This is a genomic window from Streptomyces sp. SS1-1 (assembly GCF_008973465.1).
Lineage (GTDB): Bacteria > Actinomycetota > Actinomycetes > Streptomycetales > Streptomycetaceae > Streptomyces.
In genome coordinates this window covers 536401-559583 of the sequence record NZ_WBXN01000004.1, presented here as the reverse complement: position 1 = coordinate 559583, position 23183 = coordinate 536401, and the positions used below count along the sequence as shown (strand labels likewise).

General features: G+C 73.7%; 18 protein-coding genes and 5 pseudogenes. 11 read left to right on the top strand and 12 right to left on the bottom strand.

The features are described 5' to 3' along the window. Positions 1–6: 6 nt before the first annotated feature. Both F8R89_RS03555 and F8R89_RS37325 read left to right on the top strand, forming a co-directional pair. Positions 7–552, top strand: a complete 546-nt coding sequence (locus F8R89_RS03555; protein ID WP_151782564.1) for a hypothetical protein — start codon at positions 7–9, stop codon at positions 550–552. After that, a pseudogene (locus F8R89_RS37325) lies at positions 542–1198 on the top strand (serine/threonine-protein kinase); the annotation flags it as partial. The gene F8R89_RS03555 and the pseudogene F8R89_RS37325, both read left to right, overlap by 11 nt. A gap of 513 nt (positions 1199–1711) precedes the next feature. Here F8R89_RS37325 and F8R89_RS03545 read toward each other — a convergent pair. Beyond that, a pseudogene (locus F8R89_RS03545) lies at positions 1712–3012 on the bottom strand (streptophobe family protein). Positions 3013–3262: 250 nt separating this feature from the next. Between F8R89_RS03545 and F8R89_RS03540 the strand changes: the two are divergent. The 3 genes and pseudogenes from F8R89_RS03540 to F8R89_RS37215 all read left to right on the top strand — a co-directional run bounded on the left by F8R89_RS03540 (position 3263) and on the right by F8R89_RS37215 (position 5518). After that, entirely contained in the window at positions 3263–4426 is a 1164-nt protein-coding gene (locus tag F8R89_RS03540; protein WP_151782563.1) for a DUF6777 domain-containing protein, read from the top strand. A 97-nt stretch (positions 4427–4523) separates the two neighbouring features. Next, on the top strand, positions 4524–4979 hold the full coding sequence (locus F8R89_RS03535; protein WP_151782562.1) for an ATP-binding protein: 456 nt from the start codon (positions 4524–4526) through the stop codon (positions 4977–4979). Between the two features lie 78 nt (positions 4980–5057). Next, positions 5058–5518 (top strand): annotated as a pseudogene (locus tag F8R89_RS37215) (helix-turn-helix domain-containing protein). Positions 5519–5533: 15 nt separating this feature from the next. On the opposite strand, the gene F8R89_RS03525 reads toward F8R89_RS37215, so the two are convergent. Together F8R89_RS03525 and F8R89_RS03520 are read right to left on the bottom strand one after the other, a co-directional pair. Beyond that, on the bottom strand, positions 5534–6136 hold the full coding sequence (locus F8R89_RS03525) for a ClpP family protease (protein WP_151782560.1): 603 nt from the start codon (positions 6134–6136) through the stop codon (positions 5534–5536). A gap of 2 nt (positions 6137–6138) precedes the next feature. Beyond that, positions 6139–6777: a ClpP family protease gene (locus tag F8R89_RS03520; RefSeq protein WP_151782559.1), complete on the bottom strand. Its 639-nt coding sequence runs from the start codon at positions 6775–6777 to the stop codon at positions 6139–6141. Between the two features lie 191 nt (positions 6778–6968). Between F8R89_RS03520 and F8R89_RS03515 the strand changes: the two are divergent. Together F8R89_RS03515 and F8R89_RS37210 are read left to right on the top strand one after the other, a co-directional pair. Beyond that, a pseudogene (locus F8R89_RS03515) lies at positions 6969–7784 on the top strand (hypothetical protein); the annotation flags it as partial. 73 nt (positions 7785–7857) lie between these two features. Beyond that, a complete protein-coding gene (locus tag F8R89_RS37210; protein WP_318841272.1) occupies positions 7858–8652 on the top strand; it encodes a cellulose binding domain-containing protein in 795 nt (264 codons plus the stop codon). A gap of 20 nt (positions 8653–8672) precedes the next feature. Here the strand turns inward: F8R89_RS37210 and F8R89_RS03505 are convergent, their stop codons facing one another. From F8R89_RS03505 to F8R89_RS03490, 4 genes and pseudogenes are all read right to left on the bottom strand, one after another. After that, entirely contained in the window at positions 8673–9047 is a 375-nt protein-coding gene (locus F8R89_RS03505) for a hypothetical protein (protein WP_151782557.1), read from the bottom strand. Between the two features lie 377 nt (positions 9048–9424). Continuing rightward, positions 9425–10369, bottom strand: coding sequence for a MurR/RpiR family transcriptional regulator (locus F8R89_RS03500; RefSeq protein ID WP_151782556.1), 945 nt, complete (start codon positions 10367–10369; stop codon positions 9425–9427). Positions 10370–10424: 55 nt separating this feature from the next. After that, the gene (locus tag F8R89_RS03495; RefSeq protein ID WP_151782555.1) at positions 10425–12098 is read right to left on the bottom strand and encodes an ArnT family glycosyltransferase; all 1674 of its coding nucleotides are present in this window, start codon (positions 12096–12098) and stop codon (positions 10425–10427) included. A 52-nt stretch (positions 12099–12150) separates the two neighbouring features. Further along, positions 12151–12800, bottom strand: a pseudogene (locus tag F8R89_RS03490) (nucleoside/nucleotide kinase family protein). A gap of 321 nt (positions 12801–13121) precedes the next feature. On the opposite strand from F8R89_RS03490, the gene F8R89_RS03485 reads away from it, so the two are divergent. Then, entirely contained in the window at positions 13122–14513 is a 1392-nt protein-coding gene (locus F8R89_RS03485; RefSeq protein WP_151782553.1) for a hypothetical protein, read from the top strand. Next, the gene (locus F8R89_RS03480) at positions 14510–15448 is read left to right on the top strand and encodes a lysylphosphatidylglycerol synthase domain-containing protein (protein WP_318841271.1); all 939 of its coding nucleotides are present in this window, start codon (positions 14510–14512) and stop codon (positions 15446–15448) included. The genes F8R89_RS03485 and F8R89_RS03480 overlap by 4 nt, the downstream gene beginning before the upstream one ends. Positions 15449–15460: 12 nt before the next feature. Here the strand turns inward: F8R89_RS03480 and F8R89_RS03475 are convergent, their stop codons facing one another. Continuing rightward, entirely contained in the window at positions 15461–16432 is a 972-nt protein-coding gene (locus tag F8R89_RS03475) for a hypothetical protein (protein ID WP_151782552.1), read from the bottom strand. Positions 16433–16443: 11 nt separating this feature from the next. Next, positions 16444–17916, bottom strand: a complete 1473-nt coding sequence (locus F8R89_RS03470) for an APC family permease (RefSeq protein ID WP_151782551.1) — start codon at positions 17914–17916, stop codon at positions 16444–16446. 315 nt (positions 17917–18231) lie between these two features. On the opposite strand from F8R89_RS03470, the gene F8R89_RS03465 reads away from it, so the two are divergent. Continuing rightward, positions 18232–18699 (top strand): DUF5709 domain-containing protein, encoded by a 468-nt coding sequence (locus F8R89_RS03465; RefSeq protein WP_151782550.1) that lies wholly within the window; start codon positions 18232–18234, stop codon positions 18697–18699. A 33-nt stretch (positions 18700–18732) separates the two neighbouring features. Here the strand turns inward: F8R89_RS03465 and sthA are convergent, their stop codons facing one another. Continuing rightward, positions 18733–20136, bottom strand: a complete 1404-nt coding sequence (sthA, locus tag F8R89_RS03460) for a Si-specific NAD(P)(+) transhydrogenase (protein ID WP_151782549.1) — start codon at positions 20134–20136, stop codon at positions 18733–18735. 99 nt (positions 20137–20235) lie between these two features. On the opposite strand from sthA, the gene F8R89_RS03455 reads away from it, so the two are divergent. Then, positions 20236–21354: a sulfite oxidase gene (locus F8R89_RS03455; RefSeq protein WP_151782548.1), complete on the top strand. Its 1119-nt coding sequence runs from the start codon at positions 20236–20238 to the stop codon at positions 21352–21354. Positions 21355–21456: 102 nt separating this feature from the next. Here the strand turns inward: F8R89_RS03455 and F8R89_RS03450 are convergent, their stop codons facing one another. Next, positions 21457–21663 carry a hypothetical protein gene (locus F8R89_RS03450; protein ID WP_151787982.1) on the bottom strand — a complete coding sequence of 69 codons (207 nt, stop codon included), beginning with the start codon at positions 21661–21663 and terminating at the stop codon, positions 21457–21459. 202 nt (positions 21664–21865) lie between these two features. Then, positions 21866–23068 carry a beta-1,3-glucanase family protein gene (locus tag F8R89_RS03445; RefSeq protein WP_151782547.1) on the bottom strand — a complete coding sequence of 401 codons (1203 nt, stop codon included), beginning with the start codon at positions 23066–23068 and terminating at the stop codon, positions 21866–21868. Between the last annotated feature and the right edge of the window lie 115 nt (positions 23069–23183).

Sequence of the window (23183 nt, the reverse complement as noted above, 5' to 3'; positions counted from 1 at the left end):
CACCCGATGGCGACCCCTGGATTCCGGCCCACCCACGTCGTCCCCCAGCACGGCATGCCCGCCTGGGAGACCCCCGACCCCGACCGGCCCACCGTGGCCCTCGACGCGCTGCTGCCCGTCCAGCTCACCGAACGCCGGGGCGACTGGGGGCACGTCCTGTGCGCCAACGGCTGGTCCGCCTGGGTCGACGCCCGCGGTCTCGTCGCCGTCCCGCAGGACCCGCCCACCGCCGGCGCTGGCCCGCTCGCCCGCACCGCCGACCCGCGCCCGCTCCTCGCCCGCGTCGAACGGGCCCTGGGCGGATACCGGTCCGCCGTCGAGGAACTCGCCGCCGGCGGCCTGGACGGCGAGGCGTTCCACTCCCGCACCCACGGCGTCCGGGTCGGGATCGTCGTCGACGGCGAGTCCGTATGGCTGTACGACACCGAGCACGAGCGGTGGGTGTACGCGGACGGGGCCCGCATGAGCACCTACGCGACGGACGACGCCCCCCACGCGCGGGCCGAGCCCGGGCACGCCCCGACGCAGGTCGTGACCCCCGATGGCCCGTGAGACCAGCCTGTTCTCCGGGCGCCCCTCCGAGCTGATCGGCCGGCAGGTCGCGGGCTACCGCATCGAACGCGAGATCGGGCGGGGCGGTATGGCCGTGGTCTACCGGGCCCGGGACCTGCGCCTGGAGCGCACCGTCGCGCTGAAGCTGCTCGCCCCGGAACTCGCCCGCAACGACACCTTCCGCCGCCGCTTCACCCACGAGTCCCGCGCGGCCGCCGCGATCGACCACCCGCACATCGTGCCGGTGTTCGAGGCGGGCGAGACCGACGGCGTGCTGTACATCGCCATGCGGTACGTCGCCGGCAGCGATCTGCGCCACCTGCTGGACCAGCAGGGCCCGTTGCCGCCCCCGACGGCCCTGCGGATCGCCGCGCAGGTCGCCTCCGCGCTCGACGCCGCCCACGAGAACGGCCTCGTCCACCGGGACGTCAAACCCGGCAACATCCTCGTCGCGCGCGGCACCGACAGCGACCACCCCGAGCACGCCTACCTCACCGACTTCGGGCTGACGAAGAAGTCGCTGTCCCTCACCGGCTTCACGACCGTGGGCCAGTTCGTCGGCACCCTCGACTACGTCGCCCCCGAGCAGATCTCCGGCAAGCCGGTCGACGCGCGCTGCGACGTCTACGGGTTCGCCGGCGTGGTCTACGAGTGCCTGGCCATGCGGCCGCCGTTCCAACGCGACGACGACATGGCCCTGCTGTGGGCCCACCAGTACGACGAGCCGCCCCCGCTGACCGAGGCCCGCCCGGACCTGGACCCGGCCGTGGACGCCGTGTTCGCCTCGGCGCTGGCCAAGAGCCCCGACGACCGCCAGGACTCCTGCCTCGCCTTCGTCGCCGAACTCCGCGCGGCCGTCGCCGGCGGCACCCGCGGGGCCCACCCCCCGACCCAGATCGACCACGCCGTCACCCACCTGGCCGAGCCCGCCCCCGCGACCCCGTCCCCCGCCCCCGGGACGCCACCGGCGCCGGCAGACCCATGGCCCCCCCACCGGAACCGCCCCCGTGGGCACTCCCGGTGTACCGCCGCTGACATCCCCCCTCGGGCGCCGCCCCCCGCCGGGACGTCACCGCGCTGCGGTGGGCGCCGGGCGAGCAGCCCGCCCGTGACGCCTCGATCCCGGCCCTCCCGGTCCTCCGCCCCTGACCAGCCGCCCTCAGCGCGCGCGCCCCTCGGCCTCCGCCCCCGCCGGGACCTCGCCCCGATGCCGCAGCCGTCGGGCCAGCAGGCCGCCCAGGAAGCCCGTGACCAGGCCCCACAGCAGGGCCAGGCCCAGGGCGCTCCAGATCTCGGGTTTCAGGAAGAGGGTGCCGGACAGGCCGCCGCCCAGGTCGCCGATGCCGAGGATGGACAGGCCGTAGCGGGCGGAGATGCGGCCGACCAGGCAGATCATCAGCACCGTCAAGGCCAGCGCGACCGCCATGTGGACCGCGTGCTGCCACGGCCGCACCCGGGCGGGTGAACGCCGGGCCATCACGACCGCGGCGGCCAGCAGCAGCACCGCGTCGACAACGAGCAGCCACCACACCCGGCCGTCCTGCTCGGCCAGCGTGCCCAGGTTGACCTCCGACACGTCCCGGCCGCGCAGCACCTCGTCGAGGACGTGCGGCATGGGCAGCCCGAACGGCCCCTCCACCCTGCCGTTCCAGGTCGCGCCGAGGCCGATCGTCAGGGCGAGCCACACCAGGTTGGGCAGCCCGAGCAGCAGGACCGCGAAGGTCTCCGCGACATGGCCGCGCGTCGCCGCCACCACCAGGCCGATCACGACGCCCAGCACCACGTACGCCAGCAGCAGGACCACCATCGCGTACGCCGCCGGCCGCACCGACTCCTGGAAGCGCAGCAGCGGACCCGGCAACGGGGCGCCGCGCGCGACCAGCAGCGCCAGCACCAGCACGCCCAGCAGCCACAGGGTGCCGAAGAGGACGCTCAGCGCCACGTCCGTCGTGAAGCCGACCTTCGGTTCGATGCCGAACAGGTCCCCCAGATCGCCCAACGCGTCCTGGCCGAGGTCGCTCAGCGAGAGCGTGAAGGTCTGGCGCGCCCCGAAGGACAGCGCCAGCATGGCCAGGATCCACAGGCCGGCGATCCGGCCCGCCCAGCCCGCCAGTTCCCCGGCGCCCGCGACCGCCCGGTGCCGCAGCGGCCGCAGGAACCCGGCCGCCAGCACCAGCGCCCCGGTCAGCGTCACGGACAGCGGGATCACCGTCAGTTCGGCGTCGGACGAGGCCAGCCCCCCGGCGCTGCCCGTGAGTTCGACCGTGCCGCCGACCGCCGTGACCACGGTCGCGGCGACCACCCGGGGAAGGCGCCGTCCGGCAGGTCGGCCGCCCCGGCCGCCCACAGTCCCAGCGCCGCGACGACCCCCATGGCGACGGCCGTCGCGAGGACCACGACGAGGGCCTGCACCCAGCCGTGGGCGGCGACGGCCGGGCGGGAGGGGGTCTGCGCGCTCACCCCGCCCACGCTAAGCAGCACCCCGGTGCCCCGCCCGCCGGGAGGGCCGTCCGCGTCGGCTTGCGAGCCCCGCCGAGCCGGAGCACAGAATGGGAACGAAGCACAAAGAAGCGCTGAGAAGCGCAAGAAATGCGACGAAACATAGTAACTGCGACAAGAGCGGCACTGCGGTGCTCCGTGTCGCGGGACGGGCCGCGCGGGCGACGTGCCGGCGGCGTCCCGCGGGAGCCCGCGTCGGGAAGAAGGCCTCGTGAGCGTCGACCCTCCGTCGTCCGGCCGTCCCACAGGACCGCCCTCGGGCCCCCTGTCGGGCCCCTCCCAGCCACCCTCGGGACCGCCCTCCCAGCCCCCGTCCGGCGGTGGCGGTGGTGGCGGCGGTGGTGCGTCCGGCGGTTCCGGACCGCAGCCCCCGTGGTGGCGGTCCGTGCCCCGTATCGCGGCCCTCACCGCCGTGGTCGTGGCCGCCGTGGTCGTCGCCGTGGTGCTGTCCCGCGGTGACGGCGGCTCGAACAACACCGCGGCCGACGGCGAGGTCTTCCTCACGGCGGCCGACAAGAAGGGCCCCGACCCCTTCACCGAGTCCACCGCGAAGGACAGCACGACCAAGCGCGCCACCCCGTCCGGGGCCACCGAGTCGGCGCCCTCGAACGCCGTGCGCGCGGTCGACGGCGGCACGGACGGCCTGTACGGCGGCACCCGTGACGTCGCCAGCTGCGACGTGGAGAAGCAGATCCGCTTCTTCCGGGACGACCCCGCCAAGAACAAGGCGTTCGCCTCCGTCGCCCACGTCGAACCGTCCGGCGTGCCCGCCTACCTGCGCTCCCTCACCCCCGTGCAGCTGCGCCTGGACACCCGCGTCACCAACCACGGCTTCCAGGACGGCGCCGCCACCAGCTACCAGGCCGTCCTCCAGGCCGGCACCGCCGTCCTCGTCGACGACAAGGGCGTGCCCCGGGTGCGCTGCGCCTGCGGCAACCCGCTGACCCCGCCGGTCCAGCAGAAGGGCACGGTCCGCCACACCGGCGACTCCTGGCCCGGGTTCCGCTCCTCCGAGGTCGTCGTGGTGATGCCGGCGAAGCAGCCCGTCGACGAGTTCGTCATCTACGACGACGAGCACGACGAGTGGATCGCCCGGGAGCCCGGCGACGACGTGCACAGGGACAAGAAGACCCACCGCCCGGCGAAGCCCTCGCCGTCCGTGAGCGACTCCTCGTCCCCCTCCACCTCGCCCGGCACGAACACCCCGACGAGTCCGGGCACCACCACCCCGGAGACGTCCACGCCCGAGACCAGGACGTCCGAGCCGACCTCCGAGCCCGGCACCACGACGTCCGAGCCGCCCCCGGACGGCGGTACGACGACCACCACGGGCTCGGCCCCCACAGGACCGGAGACGGCCTCGTCCTCGCTGTGACGTACAGCGCGACGAAGAGGTGGACTGCGCGGCGCAGGACTGGGTACCAGGACTGGTGCAGCAGCGTCCGGCGGTGCCGGCTTCCGAGAGAGAAACGATGATCGACCTTGTGGACGGGGCAGTGATTCCGACTGGTTTCGACGTGCCCGTGGAGCCGCTGCGGCGCGCGGCCCACTTCAGCGGGGAACAGGGCTGCATCGCCGAGGCGCGGTCCTTCGCCGCGCTGTTCCTCGGCCGGCTCAGGACCAAGTGGTGCGCCACCATCGGGCAGCCCGTGGAGGACAAGGTGCTCCTCGTGGTCAGCGAGCTGATCACCAACGCCGACCGGCACAGCAACGGCCCGTACATCCTCGACCTCGAGGGCACCGACGACTCCGTCTCGATCTGCGTGTACGACAGCAGTTCCGCGCTGCCCCGCCGCTTTCCCAAGGACCCCACGCGCATCGGCCGGCACGGACTGGAGATCGTCCACGCGCTGGCCGCCGAGGTCGTCGTGGAACGCGTCCCGGTCGGCAAACGCGTCCGCGCGGTGCTGCGCCTCGGCGCCGAATGACGAGCGCCGCCGCCCGATTTCGTCCAGGGCGGAACGCGCACACCTTCCCCTGACGCCCCCGGCTCCTAGGCTGGGAAGGTGAGCGAACAAGCGCCGAACGAAGCCCGCGTCATCCCCCTGCGCCGAGCGCCGTCCGTCCGGCCGCCGTACGCCCCGGGACGACCCGCCCCCCGTCCGAACGCCCCGCCCCCGCCCGCCCGTCCACCGCCACGCCCCCGGCGGCCGCGCCCCGGGAACCCCTGTGGCGCGACCTCGTCGGCGACGTCCTGCGCCGCGAACGCCTCGCCCAGGAGCGCACGCTCAAGGACGTGGCGGACGCGGCCCGGATCTCCATGCCCTACCTCTCAGAGGTCGAGCGCGGCCGCAAGGAGGCCTCCTCCGAGGTCCTCGCGGCCGCCGCCCACGCCCTGGGCCTCGGTCTGGGCGACCTGCTGACCCTCGTCCAGGGCGAGTTGACCCGGGTCACCTCCCGCCGGGTGCCCCCGTCCGGACGCGGCCGCTCCGGGTCGCCGTACGACGGGCTGTGCCTGGCCGCGTGACGCGGTGCCGGCGCCTCAGACCCGCACGAGGCGCCGGCTCACCACCTCGTCGGCCAGCCCGTACGCGACGGCCTCCGGCGCCGTGAACACCTTGTCGCGGTCCATGTCCGCGCGCAGCGTCGTGATGTCGTGGTGGGTGTGCCGCGCCAGCACCTCCTCGACCTGCGAGCGGATGCGGACCATCTCCTTGGCCTGGAGCGCCAGGTCCGACACCACGCCCCGGCTCCCGCCGGTCGCGGGCTGGCCCAGCAGGACCCGGGCGTGCTCCAGCACGAACCGCCGGCCGGGGTCCCCTCCGGCCAGCAGCACCGCGGCCGTCGACGCCGCCTGCCCCACGCAGAACGTGGAGATCGGGGCCTGGACGTACGTCATGGTGTCGTAGATCGCCATGAGCGAGGTGTACGAGCCGCCCGGGGAGTTGATGTAGAGCGAGATCTCGCTCTCCGGCGCCGACGACTCCAGGTGCAGGAGCTGCGCGATGACGACGTTGGCGACGCCGTCGTCGATCTCGGTGCCGAGGAAGATGATCCGCTCCGACAGCAGCCGGCTGAACACGTCCGAGGACCGCTCGCCGTGCGGGGTGCGCTCCGTGACGTACGGAATCGTGTAGTTGCCCATGATCACAGTCCCATCCGTCGCCGGGCGGCGGCCGGGCGGACGTCCGCGAGGGACTCCAGGACCCGGTCCACCATGCCGTACTCCCTGGCCTGCTCGGCCGTGAACCAGCGGTCGCGGTCCCCGTCCCGGGAGATGGTCTCCGGGGTCTGGCCCGTGTGCTCGGCGGTGATCCGCTCGATGGTCCGCTTGGTGAACTCCAGGTTGTCCGCCTGGATCTCGATGTCCGCGGTGGTGCCCCCGATGCCCGCCGACGGCTGGTGCATCATGATCCGCGCGTTCGGCAGCGCGTACCGCTTGCCCGCCGTGCCGACGCTCAGCAGGAACTGGCCCATGCTGGCCGCGAACCCCATGGCGAGCGTGGAGACGTCGTTCGGGATGAGCCGCATCGTGTCGTAGATGGCCAGGCCCGCGTGGACCGACCCGCCCGGGCTGTTGATGTACAGGCTGATGTCGGTGCGCGGGTCCTCCGCCGACAGCAGGAGCAGCTGGGCGCAGACCCGGTTCGCGGACGCCTCGGTGACCTCGGTGCCCAGCAACACGATGCGCTGGCCCAGCAGTTGGGAGGCCAGCTGGTCGTCGAAGCGGGTCGGCGGCGTCTCGCCCTCCTCCGCGCGGGGCGTGAGCGTGACAGGTGGAGTCATCGGTCCTCCTCGGTGATGGGTTGCCGTCGCCTCCACTGTCGGCCGGGCCGGGTCCCACCGGCGGCTTTCTCTGCCCGCGGCAGATCGGCCGAGGGCAGAACGCCCCCCGCCCCGGCCGCCCCGGCCGGCGTTTGTCCGGACATCGGGGCTCCGCTTACGATCGGCTGCCACCGCAGCCCCAGGAGCCCCGCATGCCCGCCGAACGTCCCCGCATCCTGTACGTCAGCGACCTCGCCTACCCGGCCCGCGGGCGCCGCTACTGCGACGAGGACATCCACCTCACCTCCCGGCTGCGCGAGGACTTCGACCTGGCGCTGTGCCACCCGCGCGACGCGGCGGCGCTGATGGACGCCTTCGACGCCGTCGTCGTCCGCAACAGCGGCCCCGTCCTCGGCTACCAGGACGTGTACGACGACTTTCGGCGCCGCGCGCTCGCCGCCGGGACCCGTGTCTACAACCCGCTCACCGGCAAGGGGGACATGGCGGGCAAGCAGTACCTGCTCGACCTGACCGCCGCCGGGTTCCCGGTCATCCCCACCGTGGACCGCGCCGAGGACCTGCACCGGCTGTCCGGCGCGGGGCGCTATGTGGTCAAGCCGAAACTCGGCGCCGACTCCATAGGACTGCGGATCGTCCACGAACCCCAGGCGCGCGAGGCCGCCGACGGCACCGTCCTCGTCCAGCCGCACATCGACTTCGCCTACGAGGTGTCCTTCTACTTCGTCGACGACGCCTTCCAGTACGCCCTGTACGCCCCGCACACCGACCGGCGCTGGCAGCTCGAACCGTACGAACCGAGCGCCGCCGACCTGGACTTCGCCCGGCGCTTCGTCGACTGAACGGCCTCGCGCACGGCATCCAGCGCGTCGACGCCTGCCGCGCCCCCGACGGCACGCTGCTGCTGGTGGAGCTGGAGGACCTCAACCCCTATCTCCCTGGACGCCGTGGACGACGCCCGGCGGGACGCCTTCGTCGCCGCCCTCAAGGAGTCCCTGCGCCGTTTCCTCACCGGCCCCGCCCCGGGGCGCCTGAACCGGCCGGGCGGCACCGCCGTATCTCTGGGCGGGGATTGGCCAACCCGTGCACGACGGGACGGAAGGAGAGCGGTGTGCCCACCAGCCCGACCCCGCGGAACCCGGCGGAGAACCGGCCCTGGAACCGATCCATGTGCTGCGCCCACGCCGTACCGACGCCCTAGCGGAGCTCTTCCGCGAGTGGGAGGAGGACACCGCCGGCGGCTACGAGACGGTGGCGCTGCCCCGGCCCGCGCCCGGTGCCGAGGACGCGACGCAGGAACTGCCGGCCGTCCCCGGGGACGGCGGCACCGTCCGGTACGGCGGCGCCGCTCCCGCTCCCGCCGCGCACGGCGCGGGCTTCCGCCGGACCGCCCTCGCGGTGACCGTGACGGCCGCGGCGGTCCTCGGCTTCGGCGGGGCCCTCCTGCTGGTGGAGCGCGACGACGGCGGCACCCGGGCGGCGGCCCGGGAGCCCGCCTCGGACGCGAAGCCCTCCGCCTCCGCGTCCGAGGCACCTGGGGGAGCCGGGCCCGGCACCGACGCGGGCTGTACCGCGTCCTTCCGGACCGTCTCCAGCTGGCAGGGCGGCTTCCAGGGTGAGGTGACGGTGACCGGCGCCCCGTCGGCCGCCGTCTCGGCCTGGACGGCGACCGTCGTACCGGCCGACGGCGCCCGGCTCACCCAGGTCTGGGACGGCACGCTGTCCACCGGGACCGACGGCTCGGCGACCGTCGCCAACGCCGACTGGAACGGCAGCCTCGCCCCGGGCGCCAGCGTCACCTTCGGCTTCCTGGCGGCGACCGCGTCGGACGCCTCGCCGTCCGCGCGGGTCAGCTGCGCGGCACGCGGCGCGTCCTGATCAGGGGCCCCGCCGCCGGGTCAGCGCCCGCGTTCGACCAGGGCCTGCGAGACCGCGCGGACACTGCGCGCGATGTGCTGCAGCTGCATGACCTCGGCCGCGTACATCTTGATGGTGTGCTCGATGACCGACTCGGGAAGACCCAGCCCCGGCAGGTCGGCCCGGGCTGTCTGCAGCGCGGTGCGCGCGACCCGGATCTCCTGCTGCACCTGGATCTGCGCGTGCCGGGCCAGCAGGACGGGGTGGCGGATCAGCGCCGGGTAGCTCGCGTAGCGGGCCGGCACGAGGTCGCGCAGCCACTTGGCCGCGGAGCGTTCCCAGTCGTAGGAGCCGGGGGTCTTGACCTGGCACGGCCAGTCCGGGCTGATGCGCGTCGTCGTCAGGGGCATGATCATCGCTTCCACGGGTGTGCGGCGTCGTCCGGGGTGTCCGACGGGGTTTCGGCGCGGCCCCGGCCTAGGGGATGACCGGGGCCGCCGCCACCGGGCACACACGCAGGTGGTGCCCGACCGAACAGCCCGTGCGCCGACGCGGGTAGGAGACGGCGGCAAGGGCTGTTCGTTGTGGAGCCCGACGCGGCAGCCGGGATGCACACGACGGATGGGAGGACGTGTGCATGAGCGGACCGGCTGCCTTCTGTCGGGCGGGTGATGCGCCTGCAGTATTTATATATGCCGTCTGGTTTGCAAGGCGTATGAAAACATTCATGTGTGATGTGAAGTGAGAGCTGCCCGTGTGCCGTGGTTCGGCAGGTGGGGTGGGAGCGGTCCCGTCAGTCCCGCAGGAAGAACTGGTGCTGCTCGGAGATCTGCTCGTAGTCCTCCAGGCGCCCCTGGGTGCGCTCCGGATCGGCGTCGGTCATGGCCTGGAGCAGCGCGGCCGCCATCACGCCGGGCGCCGCGTAGGAGTCGAAGACCAGGCGGGAGCCGGTGCCCGTGGCGAAGACGACGTCGGCGGCGTCCGCCACCGGGCCGAGCGCGAGATCGGTGACGAGGGCGATCTTCAGGCCGGCGCTGCGCGCCACCTGCACCGCCGTGAGCGTCTCCTGGGCGTGCCGGGGCATCGAGAACGCCAGCACCCAGGTCCCCCCGGCCTCGCGCGACTGGAGCAGGGCGTCGTAGGCGACGCTGCCGCCCCGGGTGACCAGCCGTACGTCGGGGTGGATACGGCGGGCCGCGTAGGCGAAGTACTCGGCCAGGGAGGCCGAGATGCGCAGCCCGAGGATGGTCAGCGGCGTGGAGCGGGACAGCTTGCGGCCGACCTCGATCACCTCGTCGGGATCGACGAAGTCCCGCCGCAGGTTCTCCAGGTTCTCGATCTCGGCGTCCACGGCGGCCTGCAGCTCGTTGGCGCCGTTCTCCTCCGAGGCGGGGCCGCCCGCGAACGTCCCCAGGGCGATCGACTGCAGCTTCTCCCGCAGCGCCGGGTAACCGCTGAAGCCGACCGCCGCCGCGAACCGCGTCACCGACGGCTGGCTCACCCCGACCCGCTCGGCGAGATCGGTGATCGACAGGAACGCCGCCTCCGTGAGGTGCTCGATCAGGTACTGGGCGATCCGGCGCTGCCCGGGCGACAGCCTCGGCTGGTCGAAGAGGTCCCGGAGCTGGGAAGTCGGGGAAGCCTCCGCTTCCGGAGCGGTCTTTCCCGAGGTGATCGCGGACGCCTGTGCGCGCGCCTGCTGGGGCGAGGGCGACGGCGCGCCTCCATTGTCTTCCACAGTGCTTCAACATAGCCCACCCACCGTGGTGACCAGGGATCGAACGGGTTCCCGCTCACCGCCGGTACAGGGTGATCGAGTGCCCGACCGTCTCCACGGGACGGCTCCCTGCGATCAACCGGGCCAGCCGGCCGGTCGCCTTGGCCGCCGCCGAGTCCGACACGACGAGCAGTCCGCGCACCTCACGCTCGGGCACCTCGCGTGGGTCGCGGGCCCGGATGCCGTAGTACGACGGCACCCCGCTGCCCTTGTAGACCAGCCAGACCCGCTCGCCCGGGTACCGCTCCCGGAGCCGGTCGGCCAGCCGGCCCAGGTCCTGGCCCCAGTCCACGTTGGAGTCGTGCAGCCGCAGCCGGGTCCGCTCCGGACCGCCGAACGCCTCGTTGGAGTACGGGAGATAGTAGGGGAACGTCCGCAGCGAACTGACCGCGACGAACACCACCAGCGCCGCCACCCCGGCCGTGACCCACCGCCGCCGCACGGCGAGCGCGCATCCCGCGGCCACGGCCAGGAACATCGGCAGGAACAGGGCGTACCGCGTACCGAAGTTGCGGGCCCCGAGCATCGCCGTGGCCAGCAGAACGGCGGCGGGCACCAGCGGATAGGGCGCCGCGGGGCGCAGCCGCCGCACCGCGAGCACCGCCGCCGCGCCCGCCGCCCAGAGGGCGAGCATGCCGAGCGGCGTCTTCACGAGCAGGGCGGCCGGCAGGTAGTACCAGAGCGCCCCGGTGTAGAGCCGGCCGAACAGGAAGCCCTGCCAGGGGTGGTTCTCGAAGGCGAACTGGACGCGAATGCCGTCCCGGTAGGACTCCGGGAACGGCAGCAGGTCCACCGCCAGGCCCCGCAGGCCGCGCACGACCGGCATGGGCTGGTCCGGGTCCCAGCGCAGCCGCGGATCGACCACCAGATACGTCACCCAGACGACGGCGACCGCGACCACCGCCACCACGCCGGCGGCCATGGCCGCCCTGCGCAGCGCCGGGAGCCGGTGCGGCGACGCCGGCCGCGCGGACCACACCGACAGCGCGGTGAGCGCGAGCAGCACGGGTAACGCGGGGAGCGTGCTCATCTTCGTGGCCAGGGCCGCCCCGAGCGCGAGCCCGGCGAGCGGTACGTACCGGCGCGGCCGGTGACGCGCCCGCCACGCCAGCCATACGGAGGTGAGCACGAACCCGGCCGCCGGGACGTCCAGCGTGGCGAGCGCACCGTGCGCGATCAGATCGGGGGAGAAGGCGTACAGCCCGAGTGCCGCCAACCCGGCGAGCGGGCCCGCGAGTTCACGGGCGAAGACGAACACGACCCAGCCGAACGCCAGCGTCAGCACGATCACCGGGAGCCGCGCGAACAGCATCACCCGCCAGGGGTCGTTGCCGGACCCGTACAGCAGGTCCCGGCCCAACTCGCCCTGGTCGTCGCCTGATCGGGGGTCCCAGTGCGGATCGGCGAGCGCCACCCCCACCGCGATCACCAGCTTGCCGAGCGGCGGGTGCTCGGGGTTGTGGACCAGCTCGTGCGCGTGCAGATACTCGGCGGCCGTCCCCACGTACACCGGCTCGTCGATCGTCGGCGTCTGCTGCACGGCCGTCGTCACCATGGCCACCGCCATCTGCCCGAGCAGCAGCACCACCAGCAGGGGCAGCGGCCACCGCCGCGTGGCCCCGGTGGTGTCGGGAGGCGTCTGCGGCGACGGGGGCGCCACCGCGACCGGGTTCTGTTCGAGCGCCATCATCCGCACCTTCCGCCGTGCCCAGGGGTACGGCTCGCGCGGGGCGCGGGTTCACTCACGAGGGCAGCGCGGTCGCCGCCGGCACCACCAGGTCGGCCGGTCCCGGGTCGCGGCGACCAGCTCCGCGTTGCGCTGGTCGGAGCGCATCACCCAGGCCACCGCCTCCTCGTGCGTCTTGCCGAACCGCTCATGACGGGCGATCAGCCGCCGCAGCCGCTCCCGCTCCTCCAGCTCGCAGAACCAGACCTCGTCCAGCTGGGGCCGCACCAGCGCCCACGCGCCCGTGTCCAGCAGCAGGTAGTTCCCCTCGGTGACGACCAGCCGGGCCGCCGGCTCCACCGGCACGGCACCGGCGATCGGCTGCTCCAGGACCCGTTCGAACCCGGGCGCGTAGACGGTGAGTCCGCCGGGCTCCTCGCGCAGCCGTCGCAGCAGGGCCGCGTACCCGGCGGCGTCGAAGGTGTCCGGGGCGCCCTTGCGGTCGCGGCGACCGAGCCGTTCCAGCTCGGCGTCGGCGAGATGGAAGCCGTCCATGGGCACATGGGCGACCCAGGGGTCACCCGTGCCGTTCAGCTCCCGCACCAGGGTCTCGGCCAGGGTCGTCTTGCCCGCCCCGGGGCTGCCCGCGATGCCGAGGACGGCACGGCCGCCCTCGTCGGCCAGAGCGCGGGCACGGTCGAGGAGGTCTTCGAAGGTCGGGGCCACACAGCAGAGTGTGGCATCCGGGTGGCGCCGGGCCACCCCCGGTGGGCGCGCTGACCGGGGCGGACGCGCCGTCCGTGCGGCACCTGGCCCAACGCACCCCACCGCCATGCCCGGTACGGGTTAGTTTGTCGATGTTTTTAATCTTTTCGGCTCCCCGCGCCACTCGCCGGGCCGCGGGGCCAGAAGACCCGCGGCACGCGGGGGTGAGGGGTGATCGATGGCGCACGGCACCAAGCCCATGCTCATCAGCACGGGACGGCCCGACCAGCGGACCGGACCGGCGGGCCACGGCGGCTGCGCGGCGATCTCCTGCTCGCGGCCGTGGCCGGCGCCTTCACCGTCGCCCAACTCCTGCTCGTGGGCCCCGCCATGGGCCTCGGCTGGGACGAGATCGTCTACGTCAGCCAGGTCTCCGCCGACCGGCCCGCCGCCTTCTTCAGCGCACCCCGCTCGCGCGGCGTCTCCCTGCTGGTATGGCCGGTCGCCTCGTGGTCGTCGTCCACGGTCCTGCTCCGCGTCTACCTCGCCGTCCTGTCCGGACTCGGCCTGTACCTCGCCCTGCGGGTGTGGCGGGGACTCTTCCCGGCCCGGGTCCTGGCCGGCGCCGGCGCCTTCTTCGTCACCCTGTGGATCACGATGTTCTACGGCCCGCAGGCCATGCCGAACCTCTGGGTCGCCTTCGGCGCGCTGATCTGCGTCGGCTGCTTCCTGCGGGTGAGCGCCGACCGCTTCGACACCCCCGCGCTGTGGGGCGTCGTGGGCGGCGCCGCGCTGATGGCCTGGATGCGGCCCACGGACGCCGTGTGGGTGACGCTGCCGCTGCTCGTCCTCGTGGCCGTCCGGCGCCGGTGGCGGCTCGGCGCCGCCCTCGCCGGGGGCCTGGCCGCCGGGGGAGTCGAGTGGGTCGTCGAGGCGTTCCTCGCCTTCGGCGGACTGCGCGAACGGCTCAACGAGGCGTCCCGCATCCAGGGCGACCTGGGCTGGAACATCGCCGTCGACGACCAGATGCGCAGCCTCATGGGGTCCGCCCTGTGCCGGCCCTGCGGCGGCGAACTCCCCGACCCGGGCATCTACGCCTGGTGGCTCACACTCCCGGTGCTCGCCGGCTACGGCCTCTTCGTCGCCGTCCGCGCGGGCCGCACCGAGCGCACGCTGCTCCCGCTGGCCTGCGCCACCACGGCCGCCGTCCCCTACCTCTTCCTCATCGGCTACGCCGCCCCGCGCTTCCTGCTGCCCGCCTACGCGCTGTTCGCCATCCCCGTCGTGGACGCGCTGTTCCATCTGGCCCTCGGCAGGAACGGACGCCCGCGTCCGGTGGCCCTCGCCGTGATCGCCCTGGCGCTGATCGGTCACCTCAGCGTGCAGTTCTCCGTCCTGGACAGCACCGTGGAGCGCACCACCAAGGCCCGGATCGACTGGGCCCGTTCGGCCACCACACTGCACCGGCTCGGCGTACGCCCGCCCTGCCTGCTCACCGGGGAGCAGTCCATCCCCATCGCCTTCTACGCCGGCTGCACCTCCGGCGCCGTCGCCGGCCACAACGCCGACACCTCCGAGGCCGCGATCCTGGACACCGCCCGCCACACCCCCGTCGCGGCCCTCAGCAGGCGCCGCGGCGACGGCCCGTCGTACGCCCGCACCTGGGAACTGCACCACCTGCCCCGCCTGGACGCCCGGGTCGCCCCGCTCCCGGGCGCGGGCGGACCTGGATGACGCCGGACCCGGCCCTCACCCCCGCCCGGCGCGCACGCGCCTACGCGCACACCGCGCTCACCCTCGCCGTCCTGCTGGCCGTGGTCTGGCTGGCCCGGCGGCACTGGCCGGTGCTGCACACCGGCGCCGTCCGGCTCGCCGCCGCCGACCGGGCCTGGCTGCTGGCGGCCGCCGCGGCCACCCTGACGACCTGGCCGTGCGCGGCGCTCGCCCAGCAGGGAGCCGTGCTGCGCCTACTGCCTCCCACGGCCCTGCTGGGCGCCCAGTTCGCCGCGTCCGCCGCGGGGCATGTGCTGCCGGTCGGGCTCGGCTCCGGCGCGGTGAACCTGCGCTACCTCGTGCGGGCCGGGCTGCCGCTCGCCCGCGCCGCCATCGCGATGGCCGTCAAGGGCACCGCCGGGGTGGCCGTACGGGCCGCCCTGATCGCGGGCCTGGTGCTGGCCTGCCCGGGCGTGCTCCGCCTTCCCGGGACGGCGGGGGAGTGCCGGCCGCCCTGTGCGCGGCGGCCCTGTGCCTCCTGCTGCTCAGCGACACCGTACGGTCCCGGGGCCGCGCCGCCCTCGCCGCGCTGCGCGGCCACAGCGTCGCCGTCCACGCCCGGCCGGCCCGCGCGGCGGCCTGTGGGGCGGCTCCCTCGGCTATGTCCTCGGGCACTGCGCCGCGCTCACCGCCGTCGCCCACGCGGTCGGGCTGACCTCGGCCCGGCCCGGCTGGCCCTGCTGTACCTCGCGGCGAGCGGAGCGGCCGCGCTCCTGCCGACGCCGGGTGGCCTCGGCTCCCTGGACGCGGTGCTCGCCTACGCCCTGACCACGGCCGGCGCCCCGGCGGCCACGGCCGCCTCCACGGTCCTCGGCTACCGCCTCCTGACGGTCTGGCTACCGCTGCTGCCGGGCTTGCTGGTCCTGGCGTTGCTGATCCGACGGCGGACGCTGTGAGCCGTACGGCGTTCAGTCCCGTACCCCCGTCTCGCGCCGCCAGCGGACGAACTGTTTCGCCGGGTCGCCGGTGTAGGCCCAGGGGGTGCGGGTGGCGCGGGTGCCCAGCATGTGGAGGAGGGGGCCGGCGATGTCGTGGACGCCGGCCTGACAGGCGGCGTGTGCCAGGTGGTTGAGGTCGCGGACCTCGGCCGGGGCCACGGTGGTGCCGGGGCGGCCCTTGATCCAGCGCTCCCAGGTGCGGCGGACGTCCCCGACGGCGCCGGGGCCGCTCCAGTGCGTGCCGAGACCCATGGAGGCGTGCTGCCCGCCGCTGGCGTCCAGGGCGTAGCGGTACTCCTCGACCCGCGCGTACTGGACGAGCACCGGCAGCGGGCAGCCGGGCGGCGCCACCCCGGCCGCGTCCCGGGCGAAGTCGTACATCAGGCCGTGCGAGCCGTGCCACCGGGACGAGTAGTAGTGGAGCACCTGGAGGTGCCCCTCGACGCTGTACGGGTCGCGGCGGTGCAACTCGTCCCACCAGCGCCCCAGTTCCTGCCGCCGCACCCCGGACGGGTACAGCCGCGCGACGGAGATGAGCGACACCCACGGGGTCGGGTCCTCCGGGTGCGCCTCGGTGGCCCGCAGGCACGCCAGGACCGCCGCGTCGACGCGCCGCTGGTCGACGGGGACGCCCCGCCCGGCGGCCACGGCGAGGCTGAACGCCCGGGCCGTCTCGGTCGCCGCCCGCAGCACGAGCGCGTCGGCGTCGCGGGGTTCGGCGGCCAGCCAGGACTCCGCCGTCGAACTGGCCGCGCACGCCTGCGCGAGCGAGCGGACCCGGTGCCCGCGGGACGCCCAGCAGGGGCCGGTGTCCCGCAGCAGTTCGCGCAGGCCCTGCCAGCGGCCGATGACGATGTCCTGGCGGGCGCGGGTGAGTTCGGCGTCGCCGCAGTCGGGGTCGAAGTCGGGGGTGGGATCGCGTCGGGAACCGCCTCGCGCCATCTGGGCCTCCGTCAGAAGTCGGTGGGAGAGCCCTCGTGGACGAGGGAGGAGGAACCCTGGCGGGCGGCGGGCACGTAGTCCGCCTCGACGGTCCGCGTGGCGTCCAGCGGGGCCGGCCGGTAGTAGTCGCTGCCCCGCCGCCAGTACCAGAACATCGGGATCGCCCCGACGGCCAGGCCGCCGATGCCGATGGTGATCGCGCAGCCGCTCAGCTCGCTCAGCGACTCGACGAGGATCGCGAACATGAACAGCGACCCGAACAGCGGCCACACCCCGCCGAGCACGAAGTCCCGTACCGACCGCAGCAGCAGCCCGCGGTACGCGACGACCGCCGCGAGTCCCGTCAGCCCGTAGTAGACGGCGATCTGCAGCCCCATCGCGGCGATCGCCTCATGGAGGATGTCGCCCACCGTGCCGAGGAGGTTGGACGCGACGAACATCGCCGGCGCCACCACCCCGACGACCGCGATCGCCACCCACGGCGTGTTCCAGCGCCGGTGCACCCGGCCGAGCGCGGCCGGCATCGTCCGGTCCCGGCCCATCGCGAACAGCGAGCGCGTCACCTGGATCAGCGTGGTCTCCAGCGTCGCGACGGTGGACAGCATCACCGCCCCGATCAGCACCTTGCCGCCCCAGCCCGGCCACACCTGCTCGCCGAGCACGGCCAGCACGTTCGCGCCGTTGGCCTGCATCTGCCCGGACGACAGGATGACGTTGACCGCGATGGTGAGGACCTCGAACAGCAGGAAGACGACACCGACCCCGATCAGACCGGCGAGCCCCGTCGTCCGGCGGCTGTCCCGGGTCTCCTCGCTCAGGTTGCTCGCGACGTCCCACCCCCAGTAGTAGAACGCGGCGATCAGCGCCCCGGAGGAGAACCCGGCGACGCCGTCGAAGTGCCCGAAACCCAGCCACGACCAGTCGAACGCGCGGGCCCCGTCGGCGCGGAACAGGGCGAGCACCGCGAACAGCAGCAGGATGAGCAGTTCGGCCCCGGTCAGCACGAACTGGGCCCACACGGTGAGCCGTGCCCCGCCCAGCACCACCAGCAGCATGACCAGGAACCAGCACGCGCCCACCAGGGTGGACAGCGCGGTGTCGTGGGCGAGCCCCTCGTCGAAGAGGGCCAGCGTCATCGCGCCGGCCGGCAGCGACCCCGCCACCATGAAGATCGTCGCCGAGACGACCAGCGCCCAGCCGCTCAGGAACCCCAGGAAGGGATGGAGCGTGCGCGCGACCCACGAGTAGCCCGCCCCGGCGTGCACGGCGATCCGGTTGAGCCGGCTGAAGGCGAGCGCGATGCCCAGCATGGGTATCGCGCAGTACAGCAGCGCGGCGGGGCTGGCCAGGCCCACCGCGCCCACCAGGACCGCCGTGGTCGCGGCGATCGAGTACGCCGGGGCACTGCCCGCGACCGCCATCACCACGGTGTCGAAGGTGCCGAGGGCGTTGGCCTGGAGCCCTCTGCCCCGGGGGTTGCTCATGGCTGCGCCGCTTTCCGTCGTGCACGGCGCACGGGACCCCGGCCCCGGCGCCGTAAAGAGTGTGGGGGGTGGGACAACGCCACGAACCTCCAAGGGATGACCTCGGGTCGGGGGCGGCCGACATGGGGGTGGCGGACACTGTACGCCGTTGCGTCGCCGGGTCGTCACGCGGTGTGCGCAGTGATGATAGCCACAAGTGGACGGCCGTACGGGGGCGTCGGGGATCTTCCTGGGTTGGACGCGGTGCTTTGGGAAACGCGGTCCAGGACACGCGCGGGCACGACAGTGGCCGCGCCTGGAGTGAGGGAGGCAGGCATGAGCGAGAACACCCCGATGGCCGACGACGCGTACCAGCCGACCGGCGGCAACGAGGAGCAGGAGGACGGGGCGCCGCTCGACCTGCAGGACGCCCTCGACGAGCGTACGTACGACGACACCCTGGACGAGGGCTACTCACCGCCGGAGAAGCCGCTCGGCGTGACCAAGTACGGCACCACGGCGGCCGAGCAGCACGAGGGCGAGAGCCTCGACCAGCGGCTCGCCGAGGAGGTCCCGGACGTCGGGGTGCCCGCCGGCGACGACGTGGGCGACCTGCCCGGCGGCGAGGGCGAACCCGTCGACCCGGAGGCGGGCGACGAGCGGGCCGGCCGCCTGGTCGCCCCGGACGAGGGCGCGCACACCGACGCCGTGAAGGAGGAGATCGCCTCCGACGTGGGCATCGACGCCGGGGCGGCCGGCGCCGAGGAGGCCGCGATGCACGTCGTGGACGACGAGGACCTGTAGACGCCGCCCCGGCCCCTCGGGCCCCTCGTTCGCTCAGTCGACGATGTGGTCGATCTGCCGCAGCCGGTTCGTGGCGTCGAGGGCGGCCACCTTGTACGACTCCGCGAGCGTCGGGTAGTTGAAGACCGCGTCGACCAGGTAGTCGACCGTCCCGCCGCACCCCATCACCGACTGGCCGATGTGGATGAGTTCGGTCGCGCCCGTGCCGAAGCAGTGCACCCCCAGCAGCGTGCGGTCCTCGGGCGAGACCAGCAGCTTCAGCATGCCGTGCGAGTCGCCGATGATCTGCCCGCGGGCCAGCTCGCGGTAGCGGGAGATGCCGACCTCGAACGGCACCCGCTCCTCCGTGAGCTGGTCCTCGGTCCGGCCGATGAAGCTGATCTCCGGGATGGTGTAGATCCCGATCGGCTGCAGATGGTGCATCCGGCCGACGGGCTCCCCGCACGCGTGGTACGCCGCCGCCCGCCCCTGTTCCATCGAGGTGGCCGCCAGCGCGGGGAACCCGATGACGTCGCCGACCGCGTAGATGTGCGGCACCTCGGTGCGGTAGTGCTCGTCCACGGTGATCCGGCCCCGGTCGTCCGCGCTCAACCCGGCCTTGGGCAGGTCCAGTTCGTCGGTGAGACCCTGCCGGCCCGCCGAGTACATCACGGCGTCGGCCGGTATCTTCTTGCCGCTCTCCAGGACCGTGAGCGTGCCGCGGGCGTGCCGCTCCACCGCGGCGACCGTCTCGCCGAAGCGGAACGTCACCGCGAGGTCCCGCAGGTGGTACTTGAGCGACTCGATCACTTCGACGTCGCACATGTCGAGCATCCCCGGGCGCTTCTCGACCACGGTGACCTTGCTGCCGAGCGCGGCGAACATCGACGCGTACTCCATGCCGATCACCCCGGCCCCGACGATCACCATGGACCGCGGGACCCGCTCCAGCGACAGCACGTTGTCCGAGTCCATGATCGTCCGCCCGTCGAACTCCACACTGGCGGGCCGCGCGGGCCGCGTGCCGGTGGCGATGACGATGTGCTCGGCGGTGAGCAGCCGTTCCTGGCCGGTGATCTCGCGCAGCGCGACCGTGTGCGGGTCGACGAAGCGGCCGACGCCGGCGTACAGGGACACCTGGTTGCGGGAGAGCTGGCTGCGGATGACGTCGACCTCGCGGCCCACCACGTGCCGGGTGCGCGAGGTCAGGTCGGCGACGGTGATGTCGTCCTTCAGCCGGTAGCTCTGCCCGTACAGATCGCGTTGGGTGAGGCCGGTCAGATAGAGCACGGCCTCGCGCATGGTCTTGGACGGGATGGTCCCGGTGTGGATGGAGACGCCGCCGACCATGTCGGGGCGGTCCACGACGGCGACGCGACGGCCGAGCTTGGCGGCGGCGATGGCGGCCTTCTGGCCGCCCGGTCCTGATCCGATGACGAGCATGTCGTAGTCGGGCACCTCAGGAGTCTGGCAGCCGGTGCCCTGTTCCGGAAGGGTGAGCGGGCAACCATCCACGCGGGCGGGCGGCCCGGCGGCACCGCGCGGATAATGGCGGACATGGGTCACCGACTCGCCGACGCGAGCGCACCGGCCCGGCTGGCCGGCCCCGGCGAGGGCATCGGCCCGGACGAGCTGGCGCTCGCCGCGCGCAACCACGGCCTGCCGCTGGAGACTCTGCGCCACGACCTCACACCGCCGGGCCTGCACTACGTGCTCACGCACTACGACATCCCGTACGTCCCCGACGCCACCGCGTGGCGGCTGACCGTCGACGGCCGGGTCCGGCGCCCGCTGAGCCTCGCCCCGGCCGACCTCGCGGCGTTCCCTCGGGTGACCACCCGGGTCACGCTGGAGTGCGCCGGCAACGGGCGGGCCCTGCTGGACCCCCGGCCGGTCAGCCAGCCCTGGCTCGTGGAGGCCGTCGGCACCGCCGAGTGGACCGGTGTCCCGCTGCGGCTGCTGCTCGCCGAGGCGTCGGTGCGGGCGGAGGGCGTCGACGTCGTCTTCACCGGCGCCGACCACGGGGTGGAGCGCGGAGTCGAGCAGGACTACCAGCGGGCCCTGCCGATGGAGGTGGCCGCGGGCGAGGACCCCGAGGTGCTGGTGGCGTACGCGATGAACGGCGCCCCGCTGCCCCCGCAGCACGGCCGGCCGCTGCGGCTGATCGTGCCCGGCTGGTACGGCATGGCGCACGTCAAGTGGCTGCGCGGGATCACGGTCGTCGACGAGCCGTTCACCGGGTTCCAGCACACCGCCGCCTACCGGCTGCGCCGACGGCCCGAGGACCCGGGGGAGCCGGTGACCCGGATCGCCCCGCGCGCCCTGCTCGTCCCGCCCGGCTTCCCCGACTTCATGTCCCGCTCCCGGGTGCTGCGGCCCGGCCCGGTGACCCTGGAGGGGCGGGCCTGGTCCGGGTACGCGCCGGTCACCCGTGTCGACGTCAGCACGGACGCGGGGGCCACCTGGCGCCCGGCGGAACTGGACCCCGGCGACGGGCACCGCTGGGCGTGGCGCCGCTGGCGGCACTCGTGGACCGCGGTCCCCGGCGCGCATGTGCTCAGCGCCCGCGCGACCGACGCCGACGGCCGCACCCAGCCGCTGCGACCGCCGTGGAACCGCGGGGGGTTCGCCAACAACCTCATCCAGCGGGTGCCGGTCCTCTGCCTCGACGCGTGACCCTCGACGCGTGACTCCGGCGGGCCTACGACGCCGCGCGGGCCGCCCCGGGCGTCGGCTCGCACCCTGGGCGGCCCGCGCGGTCGGGGCCGTGGGGGACTTCTACGGCAGCAGCTTCTCCAGGGCGGAGGGCCCTTCCGCCTCGATCTTGCGCTTGGCCCATTCAAGGTTGTGCGCCGTGAGGTCCTTGCCCGAGGCAAGCACGATGTCCTCGGGCGACACCTCGGTGCCGGTGCGGGCGTGGAGCAGGTCGTCCGGGGTGCAACGCTCCTCGGACGGCCCGGACGCTTCGGGCTGGGACGTCGGCATCATCTCTGCTCCCTCGGATCCGGGGATCTTCGGTTCGGGCCCGGTGCGGTCATCGGGTCTGCTACCCACCATTCATCGCGGGAGCGCCTCCTGCATCCGGAGGGCCCCGCGGGCCCGCGAGCGCACCGTGCCCCGGACCCTCGGGGTACCTCCCCGGGCCGGGACGGAAACCCGCCCCGGGCCGCCCCGCGCCCCGGAGGGATCAGGCGAACGGCGTGAGCGTCAGCGTCAGCCCGGTCGGCGCCGTGTCCTGGATGTACGACGCGAAGTCGGCGACGTCGTCGAAGGCGAAGCCGTACGCCCGGCCGTCCTCGGTGGCCGCGTGCACGGCCTTGGCGTAGTGGTTGGTGAGGTCGGTGCCGTAGAACCCGGTGGGGTCGGTCGTCGGCTGGGCCGGCTCGCCGAGCAGCGTCGAGCGGTTGAAACCCGCGCCGAGGATGGCCGCGACCGGTCCGGTGGTGCCGTCGTTGGGGGCGGCCAGATTGCCGTCGCAGAACAGCACGTCACGGGTCGACGGCTTGGCGAAGGACACCTGGGCGGGCCCGTCGAAGGTGAAGCGGTCGCCGCGCACCCGGCCCGTGAACGTGCCCGCGTTGGTCTTCACGGTGAGGTCCCGGCCCGTGTACGTGCTCCACACCTCGTCGATGTAGGGGGCGAAGTAGTCCTTGGCGAACAGGCCGGCGTCCAGGCCGTGACCGGGCGCGATGACCCGGGTGTCGTCCACGACGAGCTCGGCGAAGTCCCCGGCCGCGCGGACCGCGTCGAAGACGCTCGCGCGCCCGCCCGCCTTCAGCTTGCCCGTCGTCTGGTCCTTGTCACCGGTGAGCCGGATGCTCAGCGGGACGCTGAACATGTCGACCATGGTGGTGTTGCAGAACATCCCGGAGGAGTTGAACGTGAACTCGGCGCAGTCGTGCAGCACCGGGAAGTTGGGGTCCGAGGAGACCCAGCCGGCCGGGTACTGGAGCGCGGCGTTCCCGTTCCCGTCGGCGACCGCCTTGAACTTGAGCTTCTCGCCGAGCGCCACGTAGATCCGGCCGGACATGTGGGGGAGGGACAGCTTGGTCTCGCTCCCGGTGAGGCTGATCGCGTAGTCGGTGAAGCCGTCGGCGCCGTTGTCCGACAGGGCGATCGGCGCGAGGGTGCCCTCCGGGGTGAGGCGCACCTGACGCCCGTCCTGGTTGCCGACGACGTAGACGTGCACGTTCGCGTCGTCGAACTCGCCGTTGCTGTTGACGATCGTCAGCGGCAGCGTGTCGGCCGCCGCCTTCGCCTCGCCGTCCCCGGACGTCCCGGCGAGGGCGTACGGCGCGACGGTGGCGATGGCGGGGACGGCGACCGCCGCGCCGCCGAGGGCGAACAGGAGCCGGCGGCGGCCGAGGGGGCGCTGGTGTCGGGATGTCATGTGGGGGGTCTCCCGGGGGTGTCGAGCGGGTGCCTTGGTCGGCGGCTGCTCCTCCGACGTCCGTGAGAGCCTTCTGAGAGCGCTCTCTGAAACGAGGGCCATGCCGTCGATGGGC

Excerpts from the sequence above, each read along its gene's own strand:
- F8R89_RS03520 (WP_151782559.1), bottom strand. The coding sequence starts at position 6,777 with ATGACTCCACCTGTCACGCTCACGCCCCGCGCGGAGGAGGGCGAGACG.
- F8R89_RS03465 (WP_151782550.1), top strand. The coding sequence starts at position 18,232 with ATGAGCGAGAACACCCCGATGGCCGACGACGCGTACCAGCCGACCGGC.
- F8R89_RS03505 (WP_151782557.1), bottom strand. The coding sequence starts at position 9,047 with ATGATCATGCCCCTGACGACGACGCGCATCAGCCCGGACTGGCCGTGC.
- F8R89_RS03525 (WP_151782560.1), bottom strand. The coding sequence starts at position 6,136 with ATGGGCAACTACACGATTCCGTACGTCACGGAGCGCACCCCGCACGGC.
- F8R89_RS03475 (WP_151782552.1), bottom strand. The coding sequence starts at position 16,432 with ATGGCGCGAGGCGGTTCCCGACGCGATCCCACCCCCGACTTCGACCCC.
- F8R89_RS03445 (WP_151782547.1), bottom strand. The coding sequence starts at position 23,068 with ATGACATCCCGACACCAGCGCCCCCTCGGCCGCCGCCGGCTCCTGTTC.
- F8R89_RS03455 (WP_151782548.1), top strand. The coding sequence starts at position 20,236 with ATGGGTCACCGACTCGCCGACGCGAGCGCACCGGCCCGGCTGGCCGGC.
- F8R89_RS03495 (WP_151782555.1), bottom strand. The coding sequence starts at position 12,098 with ATGATGGCGCTCGAACAGAACCCGGTCGCGGTGGCGCCCCCGTCGCCG.
- F8R89_RS03450 (WP_151787982.1), bottom strand. The coding sequence starts at position 21,663 with ATGCCGACGTCCCAGCCCGAAGCGTCCGGGCCGTCCGAGGAGCGTTGC.
- F8R89_RS03555 (WP_151782564.1), top strand. The coding sequence starts at position 7 with ATGGCGACCCCTGGATTCCGGCCCACCCACGTCGTCCCCCAGCACGGC.
- F8R89_RS03470 (WP_151782551.1), bottom strand. The coding sequence starts at position 17,916 with ATGAGCAACCCCCGGGGCAGAGGGCTCCAGGCCAACGCCCTCGGCACC.
- F8R89_RS03480 (WP_318841271.1), top strand. The coding sequence starts at position 14,510 with ATGACGCCGGACCCGGCCCTCACCCCCGCCCGGCGCGCACGCGCCTAC.
- F8R89_RS03535 (WP_151782562.1), top strand. The coding sequence starts at position 4,524 with ATGATCGACCTTGTGGACGGGGCAGTGATTCCGACTGGTTTCGACGTG.